At 69.7% G+C, this 16585-nt stretch carries 12 protein-coding genes; 6 read left to right on the forward strand and 6 right to left on the reverse strand.

Annotated elements, in window-relative coordinates:
- Nucleotides 1-34: 34 nt before the first annotated feature.
- The 4 genes from metH to ACGFY5_RS23545 all read left to right on the forward strand — a co-directional run bounded on the left by metH (nucleotide 35) and on the right by ACGFY5_RS23545 (nucleotide 5920).
- A complete protein-coding gene (gene metH / locus ACGFY5_RS23530) occupies nucleotides 35-3598 on the forward strand; it encodes a methionine synthase (protein ID WP_392722882.1) in 3564 nt (1187 codons plus the stop codon).
- Nucleotides 3595-4260, forward strand: coding sequence for an HAD family hydrolase (locus ACGFY5_RS23535; RefSeq protein WP_392722884.1), 666 nt, complete (start codon nucleotides 3595-3597; stop codon nucleotides 4258-4260). Before metH ends, ACGFY5_RS23535 begins: the two co-directional genes overlap by 4 nt.
- Before the next feature lie 63 nt (nucleotides 4261-4323).
- The gene (locus ACGFY5_RS23540) at nucleotides 4324-4857 is read left to right on the forward strand and encodes a hypothetical protein (protein ID WP_392722885.1); all 534 of its coding nucleotides are present in this window, start codon (nucleotides 4324-4326) and stop codon (nucleotides 4855-4857) included.
- 343 nt (nucleotides 4858-5200) lie between these two features.
- Nucleotides 5201-5920 (forward strand): ribosomal RNA small subunit methyltransferase A, encoded by a 720-nt coding sequence (locus ACGFY5_RS23545; RefSeq protein ID WP_392722886.1) that lies wholly within the window; start codon nucleotides 5201-5203, stop codon nucleotides 5918-5920.
- 53 nt (nucleotides 5921-5973) lie between these two features.
- On the opposite strand, the gene ACGFY5_RS23550 is transcribed toward ACGFY5_RS23545, so the two are convergent.
- From ACGFY5_RS23550 to ACGFY5_RS23575, 6 genes are all read right to left on the reverse strand, one after another.
- Entirely contained in the window at nucleotides 5974-8505 is a 2532-nt protein-coding gene (locus tag ACGFY5_RS23550) for an ABC transporter permease (protein WP_392722888.1), read from the reverse strand.
- Nucleotides 8505-9278, reverse strand: a complete 774-nt coding sequence (locus tag ACGFY5_RS23555) for an ABC transporter ATP-binding protein (RefSeq protein WP_392723901.1) — start codon at nucleotides 9276-9278, stop codon at nucleotides 8505-8507. Before ACGFY5_RS23555 ends, ACGFY5_RS23550 begins: the two co-directional genes overlap by 1 nt.
- Nucleotides 9279-9504: 226 nt before the next feature.
- Entirely contained in the window at nucleotides 9505-10203 is a 699-nt protein-coding gene (locus ACGFY5_RS23560) for a Clp protease N-terminal domain-containing protein (RefSeq protein ID WP_392722889.1), read from the reverse strand.
- A gap of 49 nt (nucleotides 10204-10252) precedes the next feature.
- The gene (locus ACGFY5_RS23565) at nucleotides 10253-10936 is read right to left on the reverse strand and encodes a response regulator (RefSeq protein ID WP_392722891.1); all 684 of its coding nucleotides are present in this window, start codon (nucleotides 10934-10936) and stop codon (nucleotides 10253-10255) included.
- 2 nt (nucleotides 10937-10938) lie between these two features.
- Nucleotides 10939-12474, reverse strand: coding sequence for a sensor histidine kinase (locus tag ACGFY5_RS23570; protein WP_392722893.1), 1536 nt, complete (start codon nucleotides 12472-12474; stop codon nucleotides 10939-10941).
- A 93-nt stretch (nucleotides 12475-12567) separates the two neighbouring features.
- The gene (locus ACGFY5_RS23575; protein WP_392722894.1) at nucleotides 12568-13437 is read right to left on the reverse strand and encodes a RecB family exonuclease; all 870 of its coding nucleotides are present in this window, start codon (nucleotides 13435-13437) and stop codon (nucleotides 12568-12570) included.
- A gap of 192 nt (nucleotides 13438-13629) precedes the next feature.
- On the opposite strand from ACGFY5_RS23575, the gene ACGFY5_RS23580 reads away from it, so the two are divergent.
- Together ACGFY5_RS23580 and arc are read left to right on the forward strand one after the other, a co-directional pair.
- Nucleotides 13630-14562, forward strand: coding sequence for a tRNA (adenine-N1)-methyltransferase (locus tag ACGFY5_RS23580; protein WP_392722896.1), 933 nt, complete (start codon nucleotides 13630-13632; stop codon nucleotides 14560-14562).
- Between the two features lie 213 nt (nucleotides 14563-14775).
- Nucleotides 14776-16563, forward strand: a complete 1788-nt coding sequence (gene arc / locus ACGFY5_RS23585) for a proteasome ATPase (protein ID WP_392722897.1) — start codon at nucleotides 14776-14778, stop codon at nucleotides 16561-16563.
- Nucleotides 16564-16585 lie beyond the last annotated feature (22 nt).

Genomic DNA, 16585 nt, shown 5'->3' on the forward strand with positions numbered 1-16585 from the left:
AAGACCGTCGGTGGGTCGCGGTAACCTTGACAGCATGGTGTCCATCCTGCGGAGCACGCCGGCCACTGCCCTCACGTCCGCCTTGCGCGAACGGGTCCTCGTCTCCGATGGAGCGATGGGCACGATGCTGCAGGCGGCAGACCTGACGCTCGACGACTTCGAAGGGCTCGAGGGCTGTAACGAGGTCCTGAACGCCACCCGCCCCGACGTCGTCGGCACGATCCACGAGGCGTACTTCGCGGCCGGTGCGGACCTGGTCGAGACCAACACGTTCGGCGGAAACTTCGCGAACTTCGCGGAGTACGACATCGTCGACCGGATCTTCGAGCTGAACGAGAAGGGCGCGCGCATCGCGCGCGAGGTCGCGGACGGCTTCAGCACCGCCGACCGCCCCCGGTTCGTGCTCGGTTCGGTCGGTCCCGGAACAAAATTGCCGACGCTCGGCCACGCGCCGTACGCCCAGCTGCGCGACGCGTTCCAGATCCAGGCGGAGGGTCTGCTCACCGGCGGCGCCGACGCGTTCATCGTCGAGACGTGCCAGGACCTGCTGCAGGCGAAGGCCGCGATCATCGGCGCGCAGCGCGCGATGGCCAAGCTGGGCACGCGCATCCCGCTGATCTGCCACGTCACGGTCGAGACCACCGGCACCATGCTGCTGGGCAGCGAGATCGGCGCCGCGGTCACCGCGCTCGAGCCGCTCGGCATCGACTACCTCGGCCTCAACTGCGCCACCGGCCCGGCCGAGATGAGCGAGCACCTGCGGTACCTCTCCCAGCACGGCCACGTCGGCCTGTCGGTGATGCCGAACGCGGGCCTGCCGGAGCTCGGCCCGAACGGCGCGGTCTACCCGCTGGGCCCCGAGGAGCTGGCCACCTCGCTGAGCCGGTTCGTCACCGAGTACGGCGCCCAGTTGGTCGGCGGCTGCTGCGGCACGACGCCGGAGCACATCCGCCAGGTCGCCGAGGCGGTCAAGGACCTCACCCCGGCCGTCAAGGCCCCCGACGACGACCCGTCGGTCGCGTCGATCTACCAGTCGGTGCCGTTCCGGCAGGACGCCAGCGCGCTGATGATCGGCGAGCGCACCAACGCGAACGGCTCCAAGAAGTTCCGCGAGGCGATGCTCGACGGCCGCTGGCAGGACTGCGTCGAGATCGCACGCGAGGCCACCCGCGACGGTTCCCACCTGATCGACCTCTGCGTCGACTACGTCGGCCGTAAGGGCGCCGACGACATGCGTGAGCTGGCCGGGCGTTTCGCGACCGCGTCCACGCTGCCGATCATGCTCGACTCCACCGAGATCGACGTGATCGAGGCCGGCCTGGAGTCGCTGGGTGGCCGCTCGATCGTCAACTCGGTCAACTTCGAGGACGGCGACGGGCCCGAGTCCCGCTACGCGCGCATCATGCCGATCATCCGCGAGCACGGCGCCGCGGTCGTCGCGCTGACGATCGACGAGGAGGGCCAGGCCCGCACCGCGGAGCACAAGGTCCGCATCGCCGAGCGGCTCATCGAGGACCTCACGCAGAAGTGGGGGATGGCCGAGTCGGACATCGTCGTCGACACGCTGACGTTCACGATCGCCACCGGCCAGGAGGAGAGCCGCCGCGACGGTCTCGAGACCATCGAGGCGATCCGCCTGCTCAAGGAGCGGCACCCGAACGTCCAGACGACGCTGGGGCTCTCGAACATCTCGTTCGGCCTCAACCCGGCCGCCCGCCAGGTCGTCAACTCGGTGTTCCTGCACGAGTGCCGCGAAGCCGGCCTGGACTCGGCGATCGTGCACGCCAGCAAGATCCTGCCGATCAGCAAGATCCAGGAGGAGCAGCGCGAGACCGCGCTGGACCTCATCTACGACCGCCGCCGCGAGGGTTACGACCCGCTGCAGCACCTGCTGCAGCTCTTCGACGGTGTCGACGCGAAGTCCACCAGCGCCTCCCGGGCCGAGGAGCTTGCCGCACTGCCCCTGGAAGAGCGTCTCCAGCGCCGGATCGTCGACGGCGAGCGCAACGGCCTCGAAGCCGATCTGGACGCCGCGCTGCAGCAGAAGTCGGCGCTCGACATCATCAACGACACGCTGCTCTCGGGCATGAAGACGGTCGGCGAGCTGTTCGGCTCCGGTCAGATGCAGCTGCCGTTCGTGCTGCAGTCGGCCGAGGTCATGAAGACCGCTGTCGCGCACCTCGAGCCGCACATGGAGCGCAACGAGGACGACGAGGGCAAGGGCACGATCGTGCTCGCCACCGTCAAGGGCGACGTCCACGACATCGGCAAGAACCTCGTCGACATCATCCTGAGCAACAACGGCTACAACGTCGTCAACATCGGCATCAAGCAGCCGGTGAACGCGATCCTGGACGCCGCGGAGGAGCACCGGGCCGACGTCATCGGCATGTCCGGCCTGCTGGTGAAGTCCACCGTGGTCATGAAGGAGAACCTGGCCGAGATGAACACGCGCGGTGTCGCCGCGCGCTGGCCGGTGATGCTCGGCGGTGCCGCGCTGACCCGTGCGTACGTGGAGAACGACCTGGCTGAGATGTACGCCGGCGACGTGCGGTACGCGCGCGACGCGTTCGAAGGCCTTCGGCTCATGGACGCCCTGATGCTCGCCAAGCGGGGCGGCGTCGCGCCTGCGGACAGCGAGGAAGAGCAGCGCAAGGCCGCCGAGCGCAAGGCCCGGCACGAGCGGTCGGCCCGGATCGCGGCCGAGCGCAAGGCCAAGGCCGGCCCGGAGATCTCGGTCGACGACGAGAGCGTGAAGTCCGACGTCGTCACCGACAACCCGGTGCCGACGCCGCCGTTCTGGGGCGACCGGGTCGTCAAGGGCATCCCGCTGGCGGAGTACTCCGGGCTGCTCGACGAGCGGGCGACGTTCCTCGGTCAGTGGGGCCTGCGTGGCGCCCGCGGCGGCGAGGGACCGTCGTACGAGGAGCTCGTCGAGACCGAGGGCCGGCCGCGGCTGCGGTACTGGCTCGACCGGCTGCTCGCCGACAAGGTGCTGGAAGCCGCGGTGGTGTACGGGTACTTCCCGGCGGTGTCCGAGGGCAACAAGCTGATCGTGCTGGAGTCCTCCGACCCCTCCTCGGCGGAGCGGGTGCGCTTCCGCTTCCCGCGGCAGGTTCGTGACCGTCGGCTCAACCTGGCCGACTTCTTCCGGTCGCGCGAGGCCGCGGTGGCCGAGGGACGCACGGACGTCGTCTCGTTCCAGGTCGTCACGATGGGCAACCGGATCGCGGAGTACGCGAACGAGCTGTTCGCCGCGAACTCCTACCGCGACTACCTCGAGGTGCACGGGCTGTCCGTGCAGCTCACCGAGGCGCTCGCCGAGTACTGGCACCAGCGGGTGCGCTCGGAGCTCGGCTTCGGCGGCGAGGACCCGACGAAGCCCGAGGAGTTCTTCGACCTGCAGTACCGGGGCGCGCGGTACTCGTTCGGCTACCCGGCCTGCCCCGACCTGGAGCAGCAGGAGCAGCTGTTCGAGCTGGTCAAGCCGCACCAGATCGGCGTCAAGCTGTCCGAGGAGTTCCAGTTGCACCCGGAGCAGTCGACGTCGGCGATCGTCGTGCACCACCCCGAGGCGAAGTACTTCGCGGCCCGATGACGCTCCCGGATGCGGTTCTCTTCGACATGGACGGGACGCTGTTCGACAGCGAGAAGCTGTGGGACGTCGGTCTCGACGAGTTGGCTCACCACCTCGGTGGTGAGCTCTCGCAGGCGGCGCGCACGACGATGATCGGTGCGCCGCTGGCGATGTCGATGGAGATCCTCCATGCCGACCTCGGGCGCCCCGACCTCGACATCGCGACCAGCGGGGCGTGGCTCGAGGACTACATGCGGACGCTATTCACCACCTCGCTCGTCTGGCGAGCCGGGGCGCAGGAGCTGCTCAAGGCCGTGCGGGCCGCGGAGATTCCGGCGGCGCTGGTCACCGCGACCCGGCGGAACCTGGTCGAGGTGGCGCTCGACACGCTCGGGCGCGAGAACTTCGACGCGGTGGTGTGCGGCGATGAGGTGGAGCACTCGAAGCCGCACCCCGAGCCATATCTGCGGGCGGCTTCGCTGCTCGGGGTGGATCCCGGGGCGTGCGTGGCCATCGAGGACTCGGTGAACGGCACCGCGTCGGCGGAGGCCGCCGGGTGCCCGGTGCTGGTCGTTCCCAGCGAGGCGCCGGTGCCGGCGGGGGCCCGGCGGGTGCAGCGGGAGTCGCTGGTCGGGGTCGGCCTTCCGGAGCTCGCCGCCGTCCTGACGGCTGTTGCGTCCTGACCCACTGACGGGTTTAGAGTGCCTCCCGGGTCGGGTGTGACCGGCAACCAACGGGGAGACGTGATGCAACCACAGGGTTACGGCGGCCAGGCGCCGTTACCGGGGTACGGGCAGCCCGCGCCCCAGCAGCAGTGGGGTGCGCCCCCGCCCGGCTACCCGAACAGCGCGCCTCCGCAGCAGGGGTATCCCACGAGCGCTCCGCCGCAGGGGTACGCGCCGCAGGGGTACCCGACCAGCGCGCCGCCGCAGGGGTATGCGCCGCAGCCGGGGTACGGGCAGCCGCAGTACGGCGCTCCCCCGCAGTACGGCGCTCCCCAGCAGTACGGCGCCCCGCAGCAGTACGGCGCTCAGCCGTACGGGGTGCCCCCGCACCAGGCGCAGAACTTCGCGGCACCGGCCGCAGCCGGGGGCCTCTGGCACCGCCCCGGCACCAAGCTCGTCATCGGTAGCGCGATCCTGTTCGTGGTCGGCATCGCGATCACGATCGGCACCTTCGCGTTCGCCGACCCGGGCGGCCACTTCCTCGTCGCCACCGGCCCGATGATCTTCGGCGTCGTCGGTGTCGTCAAGGGCCTGATCCAGATGGCGAAGGGCTGACGCGCAGTCCCCATCGACTTGCCCGGACGGTCTAGATTTGTGCTCGCGGCACGGCGTCGGGGTGACGCCGTGTGCTCCGCACAGGAGCACCGGCCGTCCGGGCGCGAGGGGTGTGCGGACGGCCGCCGCCTTTAATCGTTCGCGCGGCGCCCCGGCAACGGGTTAGCGTGCCGCCATGACACATGCGATCCGGATGCGCATCGCCTGACGGCGGTGCTGCCTTCCCGTACCGGTGGTTGCTGTCCCCGGTCCGGTTCGCGCGCATTCCTTTCCGGACGCCACCAGGCGTACCGCCGTCGACGGAGCTACGAGCCCATTCCGCCGATGCGCAGGACGTCAACACGTGTCTCGTCATTCCTTTGGCCCGCACGAGCTGGGCCAGAACTTTCTTGCCAACACCTCCACCGCTCACCGGATCGCCGAACTCGTCCCCGCCGGGGCCGCGCGGGTCGTCGACCTCGGGGCCGGCGCCGGAGCGCTCACGCGTGCGCTCGTCGGCCGGGGTCATCGGGTGACCGCTGTCGAGCTCGACCCTCGTCGGATCGTGACGTTGCGTCGGCTCGGGTCACGGGTCGACGTGGTCCGGGCCGACATGCTGCGGTACCGGGGGCCGGAGCCGCACGATCTCGTCTCGAACGTGCCGTTCGGGATCACCACGCCGTTGCTGCGGCACCTGCTGGAGCAGCGCGCATGGGGGACCGCTGTGTTGCTGCTGCAGTGGGAGGTCGCCCGGAAGCGGGCCGCGGTGGGCTCGACCACGATGCTCACCGCGTCGTGGTGGCCCTGGTACACGTTCACGCTGGCCGGGCGGGTACCCGCGAGCGACTTCCGCCCACGGCCCAGCGTCGACGGCGGCATCCTGCTCGTGGAGCGGCGCCCCGTGCCGCTGGTGGCGGTGTCCGAACGGGCCGCCTACCAGGCGCTGGTCCGCCGCGCGTTCACCGGCCGTGGGGGCTTGCGCGGAGCAGTGAGCGGGCGCCGTTTGCACACTGCGGGCATCCCCGCCAGCACCCTCCCCGGCCGACTCACCGCAACCCAGTGGGCAACCCTCGCCGGCCACTAGACGCGGAACGGCCGGGCGGGGAGAACCCCGCCCGGCCGTTCCGCGTTGTCGGGCTACTCGTACGAGATGGCTGCCAGGACGTTCAAGCGGGCCGCACGCAGCGCCGGGAGCAGCGCCGCGATCACCCCCACGAACACCGACAGCACCAGATAGGTACCCATCTGCCCCCACGGGAGTGCGAACTCGCCCAACCCCTGCGACTTGAGCGCCTGCACCACTGCCGCACCCAGTCCGATGCCGACCACGATGCCCAGCAACGCGCCGAACACCGAGATCACCACCGACTCCACAGTGATCATCCGGGTGGTCTGCGAGCGCCGGAGCCCGATCGCCCGCAGGAGCCCGAGCTCCCGCGTCCGCTCGATCACCGACAGCGCCAGCGTGTTCACGATGCCGAGGATCGCGATCAGGATCGCCAGCGCGAGCAGGATCTGCACGAACGTCAGGATCGTGTCGAACTGCCCGGTGATCTGGTCGATGAACGCGCTCTGGTCCTGCACGTCCACCTCCGGACTGTCGGCCAGCAGCGTCTTGATCTCGGCCTCGACGTCCTTGACCGACGCCCCGTCGTCGACCTTCACGAACGCCTGCGCCGGCTGTGCGACCTGGAAGTTCTGCGCCGCGTCCTCCCCGGCCACGAATCCGGACTGAGCGTCGCTCTTCTCGTAGGTCCCGACGACGCGGTAGTTCTCCTCGCCGCCCTTGACCAGCTGGACCGAGACCTCGTCGCCGACCGACAGCCGCTGGTCCTTCGCGGTGTCGTCGTCGACGACGACCTCGTTCGGGCCGATGCGGGTGATCTCGCCGTCGGTCCGCTTCATCCCGAGCAGTTCGACCGCCGCAGCCGGGTCGTTCACCGCCTGCAGATAGCTCCGCTTGTCGTTGATGCGGGCCGGGCCGTAGTAGAACGCGGCCACCTTGTCGACGCCGTCGGCCTGCTCCATCTTGTCGAGCGTGGCCACGTCGAACGTCGGGGGCTGCGCACCGGACTGCTGGCCGGCCACGATCAGCTCGGCGTTCAGCTGGTCCCCGACCGCGGACGAGATGCTCTTGCTGGCCGACGCCACGATCGTGCTGACGCCGGTGACCAGCGCGATGCTGACCATCAGCGCCGCGGCGGTGATCGCGGTGCGACGCGGGTTGCGCGACGAGTTGCGTCGGCCCAGCTGGCCCGGCACCGACCAGGCGAAGATCCGCCCGATCACCGAGACGATCGGCCGGCTGATGATCGGCGTCAGCAGTGCCACACCGACGAACACCAGCAGGACGCCACCGAGCAGGGCCCACAGCGAGCCGTTCTCGGTCAGGCCCCACGCCATCAGCGCGCCGCCGACGACGAAGATCCCGCCGCCGATCGACGTGATCGTGGTGAGCGGCTTGTCCGGCGTCGCGGCGTCGCGCATCGCGGCGATCGGCGGGATCCGGGAAGCCCGGATCGCCGGGAACAGCGCCGCGACCAGCGTCACACCGATACCGACGACGAACGACGCGATGATCGCCGAGAGCGGGACCGTGAGCTGGAGGTCGATGTTCGCGCCACCGAAGTTGCTGAACACCGAGCCGAGCCCGTACCCGATGCCGATGCCGAACAGCAGCCCGACGATCGACGCGACGAGACCGATGACGAGCGCCTCGAACAGCACCGACCGGATCACCTGTCCTCGCGCGGCCCCCATGGCGCGGTACAGCGCGAGTTCGCGTGTCCGCTGGGCGACCAGCATCGAGAACGTGTTGAGGATCAGGAAGATACCGACGAACAGCGCCACGCCGGCGAAGCCCAGGAAGATGTAGTTGACGAAGCTCAACGCCTGCTGGATGTCCTCGGAGTTGGCTTCGTTCACCTCGTCCCGCGTCTGCACGACGTACCCGCTGCCGAGCGTGTCCTGCATCGTCTTCTTCAGGTCGGTCTGGCTGACGCCGCTGTCGGCGCGCACCTGGACGTCGGTGTAGACGTTCTGCTGGCCGAGCATCAGTTCCTGCGCGACCGGCAGCGTCCACGCGACGACCTGCGAGCCGCCGAGCGTGTCCCGGTCACCGCTGTACCCGAAGATTCCGACGAGTGTGAACTCCTTCTTCGGCTGCAGCGTCAGGATGCCGATCGTGTCGCCGACCTTGAAGTTCAGCGACTTCGCGATCGACGCGTCGACGACGACCTCGTTCGCTGCTGTCGGACCGCGGCCCTCACGCAGCTGGATCAGGTCGTCTTCGCCGGTCCAGTTGCTCCCGAAGCGCGGTGCGAAGCCTTGGGCGACCTTGCCGTCCTTGCCGATCACCCGGGCCCCGCCGGCGAACACGTTCGCGGTGGCCTTCTCCACGCCGGGCGCCGACTCGATCTTCGCGATCTCCGACGCCGGGATCAGCGCGGTCGGGGTGTCCGAACCGGTGTTGTCCAGCTTCGGTTTCGCCGTGATCTGGACGTCGATGTTCTTGTTGATGCCCTGGAACATCGCGTCGAAGGACTTCGCCATCGACGACGTCATGATGATCGAGCCGGCCACGAACATCACGCCGAGGACGACGGCGAACGCGGACAGCGTCAGCCGGAGCTTCCTCGACAGCAGGCTCTTGAGAGTGGCGCGGAACATCACGCGGCCCCGAACGTGTCCAGGGTCTTCATCTTCTCCAGCACCCGCTCGCTGGTCGGGTCGGTCATCTCGCCGCTGATCTGGCCGTCGGCGAGGAACACGACCCGGTCGGCGTACGAGGCCGCGTTCGGGTCGTGGGTGACCATCACGATCGTCTGTCCGAAGTCGCGGACCGAGTTCTGCAGGAACTGCAGCACCTCGGCACCCGAACGGGAGTCGAGGTTACCGGTCGGCTCGTCGGCGAAGACCACGTCTGGCTTGGACACCAGCGCACGGGCGCAGGCCACGCGTTGCTGCTGACCACCGGAGAGCTGCGTCGGGCGGTGCTTGAGCCGGTCGCCGAGGCCGACCGTCTTGATGACGGTGGCCATCCACTCCTCGTCGGGCTTGCGCTTGCCGATGTTGAGCGGCAGCGTGATGTTCTCTTCGGCGGTGAGCGTCGGCAGCAGGTTGAACTGCTGGAAGATGAAGCCGACCTTCTCCCGGCGGAGCAGGGTCAGGCCTTTGTCGCCGAGCGTGTCCACCCGGGTGTCGCCGATCCAGACCTCCCCGCGGGAGATCGAGTCCAGCCCGGCCAGGCAGTGCATGAGCGTCGACTTGCCGGACCCGGAGGGCCCCATGATCGCGGTGAACTTGCCCCGCTCGAACTCGGCGCTGACACCGGCGAGCGCGTTCACCCGGGTGTCCTCGGTGGTTCCGTAGACCTTCCACACGTCGACTGCCCGCGCGGCGGCGTTGCTGCCGAGCGTGTCGGCTGTCGATGAGTCGGTCATCGGCGTCGTCACGGCCCTCTCCATCCCCTGATTTCGGCCCGGCCGTCGTGCTTCGTGGCCGGGCCACATCCCCGTGTGCTGTCGCTTCGCAGCCTCCACCCCAACGTAAGGGGAGACTCAAGGCGTATTCGTCGCCTCCTGGTCTGGTCTGTAACTACTCCCTACGGGGGACGCCGACCCCGGGTGTGCTCTCAGGGTTTCCCTGACCTGTACTCCTTCTGGAGTACTACTTCGTGTACGGCGCGAGGGCGGCCGCGATCACCGGCTCCACCGCTGCTTTGGTTACGCCGAGATCCGACAGAATGCCGTGCCCGTCCTCGTGTTCGAGCAGCGCCAGCAGCAAATGCTCGGTACCGACGTAATTGTGGACCAGGCGGATCGCCTCGCGGAACGTCAGCTCCAGCACTTTCTTGGAATCGCCGTCGAACGGGATGAGCGCCGGCAGATCGTCGACCGCGGCGGGCAAGGTGGTGGTGGCGGCGGTGCGCACCGCGTCCAAAGTCACGCCGACCGCGACGATCGCCCGCGCCGCGATCGCCTCCGGTTCGGCGAGCAGCCCGAGGACGAGGTGCGCGGGCATGATCTCCGGGTTGCCGGCCTGACGCGTCTCTTCCTGCGCGGCGACGACGACATGGCGCGCTCGCTCGGTGAAACGGCCGAAGTTCTGCGACGGGTCACCGGGCACGAACCGCTTCTGCGCGGCCTGCTTGGTGACGCCCATGCTCTTGCCGATGTCGGTCCAGGACGCACCGGTGCGGCGGGCCTGGTCGACGAAGTGCCCGATGAGGTGGTCGGCGATCTCGCCGACGGCCTCGGCGGTCAGTACCGCGGTGGAGAGCTGCTCGAGGGGGTCGGACTGGGCCTTCTTGATGCCGGCGATCAGCGCGTCGAGTCCGATGCCGGGCGGGAGCTGTGGTGTGGTCATGCGTCAACCCTAGGTTGACGATCGATCATCGTCAACCCGAGGTTGACGTTTAGGCGCGCGGACGGATCAGACCGGTCTCGTACGCGAGGATCACGGCCTGCACCCGGTCGCGCAGACCCAGCTTGGTGAGCACGTGCCCGACGTGCGTCTTCACCGTCGTCTCGCTGACGAACAGCTCGCGGGCGATCTCGCCGTTGGACCGGCCGCGCGCCATCAGCGTCAGCACCTCCTGCTCCCGGTCGGTGAGCACGGTCAACGGACTGCGCGGATCGACGCCCGGCTCCGGCAGCCGGTCGGCGAACTGGTCGAGCAGCCGCCGCAGGATGCGCGGGGTGACCACGGCCTCGCCCGCCGCCACCGTGCGGATCGCCGCGATCAGGTCCTCGGCCGGCACGTCCTTGGACAGGAATCCGCTGGCCCCGGCCCGCAGCGCGCCCACCACGTACTCGTCCAGGTCGAACGTCGTCAGCACCAGGACCCGGGTGGGCAGGCCCGCGGCGACGATCGCCCTGGTCGCGGCCACGCCGTCGAGCCGGGGCATGCGCACGTCCATCAGCACGACCGACGGCAGCAGCCGCCGGGTGAGTTCCACCGCCTCGACCCCGTCACCGGCCTCGCCGACGACGTCGAGGTCGGGCTCGGCGCCCAGCACCATCCGGAAGCCCGTGCGCAGCAGCGGCTGGTCGTCGGCCAGAAGCACCTGGATCCGTGGGGGTTGCGCCGGTTGGGTCACCGTCAGCCTTTCGTCGTCGGTACGGACGCGCCGTCGAGGGGGAGGCGGGCGAACACCCGGAACCCGCCGCCGGACCGTGCGCCGGTCCGCAGCGTGCCACCGTAGAGGGCGACGCGCTCCCGCATGCCCACCAGGCCGTGGCCGAGGTGGTCGTTGCCCGGTGCCGGACCGTGGCCGTCGTCGGTCACCGTGACGCGGACGCCGTCCACCGCGAACTCCACAGCGACGACGGCACGGGCGCCGCCGGCGTGCTTGAGGGAGTTCGTGAGCGCTTCCTGCACGACGCGGAACACGGTGAGGTCGAGGCCGGGTTCGAGCTGCGGCGCGGCGCCGGAGACGGTGAGTTCGACGTCGAGCCCGGCTTCGCGGACCTGTTCGGCCAGCTGCTCGAGGCCGGCGACGCCGGAGGCCGGTGGCGGTTCGTCGGGGGCGCGTTCGTCGTCGGTGCGCAGGACGTCGAGCAGGCGACGCATCTCGCGCAGGCTGGCCCGGCCGGTGTCCTCGATCGTCTTGAGAGCCTCGTCGGCGGAGTCGGGGTCGCGGCGCAGCGTCCGGCGGGCGCCGGTGGCGAGCACACCCATGACGCTGACGTGGTGGGCGACCATGTCGTGCAGCTCGCGGGCGATCCGGCGACGCTCGTCGAGCACGGCCTGGCGGGCGGCGGCCTCGCGGTTGAGTTCGGCGACGCGGGCCCGCTCCTCGAGCGCGGCCGTGTACGCGCGACGGGTGAACACCGTCCGGCCCAGGAAGAAGCAGGCGAGTAACGCGAGGATCCCGAACGTCACCGCGGCCCAGCGTTCCGCGTTGGGCTCCGGCCCGACCAGGCCGACGGTGGTGCCGCAGACGCCCAGCGCCGTGGTCGCGAGAACGGCCTGACGCACCGGGGCGAGCGCCGCGCGGGTGTAGGTGACGATCAGGCCCGCGACCGTCGTCGCGGTGGCGCCGTCGGTGTGCCACTCGGTGAGCAGCAGTGAGACGCAGACCAGTCCCACGGACGTCAGGGGTGCCGAGCGGCGCAGGGCGACGGGCAGGAGCGCGACGGCCGGGAGCAGGAACGCCCAGTTCGGGCCGCCGTCGAAGGCGTGGTTGTCGGGGCCCATCGGGCCGGCCGCGATCGCGAACAGCGCGAGGATCCCGGCAGCCAGCGCCGAGTCGACCCCCAGCGCCCGCCAGTCGACGCCATCCGAGTCGACGCCATCCCTGTCGGCGCCATCCCTGTCGGCGCCATCCCTGTCGGCGCCTAGCCCGCCGACCCATCGCCGGAAGCCGAGCCGTGCCCGGTCCCGTGCCCGGTCCCGCGCCGGGACGGAGCGCGCGGCGGCGGGGTGCGCGGCGGCGGGGTGCGCCGCGGCCGGCGTGGCCCGCGCGTCTGCGGCCGGTGCGGCCCGCGCGTCTGCGGCCGGTGCGGCCCGCGCGTCTGCGGCCGGTGCGGCCCGCGCGTCTGCGGCCGGTGTGGCGCGCGCGTCTGCGGCCGGGACCGGTGCGACGGCGGGGGGCGCGGCCGCGGGCCGCGCCGCCCGGGGCCGGGGGATGCGCATGGCGCTCATTGTCGCCGACCCGGGTCGCCCACCCGCGCCCCTGGGGCGGACGGGACCACTGGGGCGGCGGGTGCGTCGGCGCGACGCGTGGGCTCAGTCCTCGGAGGCCGGGGTGGCCGGCGGCGATTCGGTGAGGGGCGGCAGCTGCTCGGGGAACGGGGGCGGGGTGCCGCCGTGGGCGGGGCAGAGCTCCTGGTGGTCGCACCAGCCGCAGAGGGGGCCGGGGTTGGGCCGGAAGTCGCGCGCGGCGGTGGCGCGGTCGATCGCGGCCCAGATGGCCTGCAGCGTGCGCTCGAAGCGGAGCAGCTCGTCCAGATCGGGCGTGTAGTCGAGCACCTCGCGATCACCGAGGTAGAGCAGGCGCAGCAGCCGGGGAACGACGCCCCGGGTACGCCAGATGACCAGCGCGTAGAACTTCAGCTGGAACATCGCCTTGCCCTCGAACGATTCGCGGGGTGCGGCACCGGTCTTGTAGTCCACGACGCGGATCTCGCCGGTGGGCGCGACGTCGATCCGGTCGACGAAGCCCCGCAACCGGAGGCCCGACTCGGTGATCACCTCGACCAGGCGCTCCCGCTCGGCCGGCGCGAGCCGGTCCGGGTCTTCCAGCGTGAAGTATCCGGCAAGCAGACCCCGCGCGGACTCCAACCAGGTGGCCAGCGCCTCGGGCGTCTCGAACAGCCCGACGACGTCGGGCTCGGCCTCGGCCAGGCGGGCCCACTCGGGCTCGAGCAGGGCCTGGGCGGCGGCGGGGGAGCGCTGCCCGGCCGGCAGATCGAACAGTCTCTCCAGCACGGCGTGAACCAGGGTGCCGCGGGTGGCAGCGGCGCTCGGCCGCTCGGGCAGCCGATCGATGCTGCGGAAGCGGTAGAGCAACGGGCAGGTCTTGAAGTCCGACGCACGCGACGGCGACAACGATCCGATGATCGTCAGCTCCGTGCGCCCGTCCGCCGTAACGCTCATGCCGGAAGGTTAGGCGAGCCCCCCGACACTTCGCCGCACTCGCCTGCGTCCTGTGGACAACCGCCACGTGACCTAGGCGTGGTCCGAAGGCCAGCAGCCTGGACCGCACCCACGGCGACCTGAACCTTCGGACCACGCCTAGGGTGGTCCGTCGTGACCAATGTGCTACCCGAACACGCCCGGACGGAAAGTGTGAGCGACACCACTGGAATTCATCGTCCCGTCGGCGCGAACCGCCGCGGGCCGTTCGCTCCCGGTGACCGTGTGCAGCTCACCGACCCCAAGGGCCGGTTGCACACCGTGCTCCTCGAACCTGGCCGCTCGTTCCACACGCACCGCGGCGCGCTGGCCCACGACGACCTGATCGGCAAGCCCGAGGGCATCGTCGTCACGGCCAGTTCGGGCACGCAGTACCTGGCGTTGCGTCCGCTGCTCAGCGACTTCGTGCTGTCGATGCCCCGCGGCGCCCAGGTGATCTACCCGAAGGACGCGGCGCAGATCGTCGCGATGGGCGACGTCTTCCCGGGCGCACGGGTGCTCGAGGCCGGCGCCGGTTCCGGTGCGCTCACCTGTTCGTTGCTGCGCGCAGTCGGCGAGGGCGGTGCGGTGCACTCCTGGGAGCGCCGCGAGGACTTCGCCGACATCGCCCGGCTCAACGTCGAGCGGTTCTTCGGTGCGCCGCATCCGGCCTGGTCACTCACCGTCGGTGACGTGGCGGACGCGAGCGGTCTCGAAGTCGACCGGGTGATCCTGGACATGCTGTCGCCGTGGGAGGTCCTGCCCACCGTCGCGCCGATGCTCGTGCCCGGCGGCGTGCTGATCGCTTACGTCGCCACCACCACGCAGCTCTCCGCCACCGTCGAAGCACTGCGGGAACACGGTTCGTTCACCGAGCCGCGGTCCTGGGAGACGCTGGTGCGCGACTGGCACGTCGACGGGCTCGCGGTGCGTCCCGACCACCGGATGGTGGCGCACACCGCGTTCCTGATCAGCACACGTCGTCTGAGTGACGGTGTCGTCGCTCCCAGGCGTCAACGGAAGCCGTCCAAGGGGGCGGAAGCCTACGCGGCGCAAAAAGCCGGAAAACCGGATCCCAGTGCACGGCCCGTCGAGGGTCAAAGCTGACGGGCTCCAGGTCAGAACGTCGAGCGCTACGCGCTCGATGCTGACTGTGGGTAAACCCGGGGGTTAACGCGGCGTGTCAACCCGGCGTGTCCTGACGACGCGTGAGTGAACGGGACAAAGTTTCCCTTCTGTGACGCGGGCATCGTCTGCACGACGGCTCTGTGGGTGAGTCGGTACTGTTGATGCACCGATCACCGGGGGAGGTGGCCGCTCGTGAACACAGACCCAAACGACGCGCACGGCAACGCGCGCCGCGAGGCAGAGGTCCGCGATCTCACGGCCCAGGTGGACTTCCTCCAGGAGGAAGTCCAGCTCCTGCGCCGCAAGCTCACGGAAGGGCCCCGGCACGTCCGGACCCTCGAGGATCGTCTTGCCACCGCGCAAGCAACGATCTCTCGCCTGACCGAACAGAACGACAAACTGGCCTCGACTCTCAGAGAAGCGCGGACGCAGATCGTCGCGCTCAAGGAGGAGATCGACCGGTTGGCCCAGCCGCCCAGCGGCTACGGGGTCTTCCTGGTCGCACACGACGACGGAACAGTCGACGTGTTCACCGGCGGTCGCAAACTGCGCGTCGCCGTCTCCCCGTCGGTGGAGGTCGAAAGCCTCCTCCGCGGTCAGGAGGTCATGCTCAACGATGCCCTCAACGTGGTGCAGGCCCTCGGCGTCGAGCGGGCCGGTGAGATCGTCACCCTGAAGGAGATCCTGTACGACGACCAGGGCGTGAAGGACCGCGCACTGGTGCTCTCCCGCGCCGACGAGGAACGGGTCGTGTACCTGGCCCACACCCTCGACGACGTGCAGCTGCGGGCCGGTGACGCCCTGCTGCTGGAGCCCCGGTCGGCCTACGCCTACGAGCGCATCCCGAAGTCCGAGGTCGAGGAGCTCGTGCTGGAGGAGGTGCCCGACATCGACTACTCGTCGATCGGTGGCCTCTCCTCGCAGATCGAGCAGATCCGGGACGCCGTCGAGCTGCCGTTCCTGCACGCGGACCTGTTCCGCGAGCACGAACTGCGGCCGCCGAAGGGCGTCCTGCTCTACGGCCCGCCCGGGTGCGGCAAGACGCTCATCGCGAAGGCGGTGGCGAACTCGCTGGCCAAGAAGGTGGCGGAGGTGCGCGGCGACACCGGCTCGGATGCCGGCAAGTCGTTCTTCCTCAACATCAAGGGCCCGGAGCTGCTCAACAAGTACGTCGGCGAGACCGAGCGGCACATCCGGCTGATCTTCCAGCGGGCGCGCGAGAAGGCGTCGAACGGCACCCCCGTGATCGTGTTCTTCGACGAGATGGACTCGATCTTCCGGACGCGTGGTTCCGGTGTCTCCTCGGACGTCGAGAACACGATCGTTCCCCAGCTGCTGTCGGAGATCGACGGCGTCGAAGGCCTGGAGAACGTCATCGTGATCGGTGCGTCCAACCGCGAGGACATGATCGACCCGGCGATCCTGCGGCCGGGCCGGCTCGACGTGAAGATCAAGATCGAGCGTCCGGACGCCGAAGCGGCGAAGGACATCTTCAGCAAGTACATCACCGGCGGTGTGCCGATCCACGAGGAGGACATCGCGGCCAACGGCAACTCCCGGCAGGCCACGCTTGACGCGATGATCCAAGGTGTCGTGGAGCGGATGTACACCGAGACCGAGGAGAACCGGTTCCTCGAGGTGACGTACGCCAACGGCGACAAGGAAGTCCTGTACTTCAAGGACTTCAACTCCGGCGCGATGATCCAGAACATCGTCGACCGGGCGAAGAAGATGGCGATCAAGGACTTCTTGACGCTGAGCCAGAAGGGTGTCCGGATGCAGCATCTGCTGGACGCCTGCGTGGACGAGTTCCGGGAGAACGAAGACCTCCCGAACACCACCAACCCCGACGACTGGGCCCGCATCTCCGGCAAGAAGGGTGAGCGGATCGTTTACATCCGTACCCTGGTTTCCGGCGGTAAGGGAAGCGAGGCGGGGCGGTCGATCGAGACCGCGAGCAATACGGGACAGTATCTCTGACCCGGCTATGACGGTCCGCCGC

The sequence above is a fragment of the Cryptosporangium sp. NPDC048952 genome, assembly GCF_043197895.1.
Classification (GTDB): domain Bacteria; phylum Actinomycetota; class Actinomycetes; order Mycobacteriales; family Cryptosporangiaceae; genus Cryptosporangium.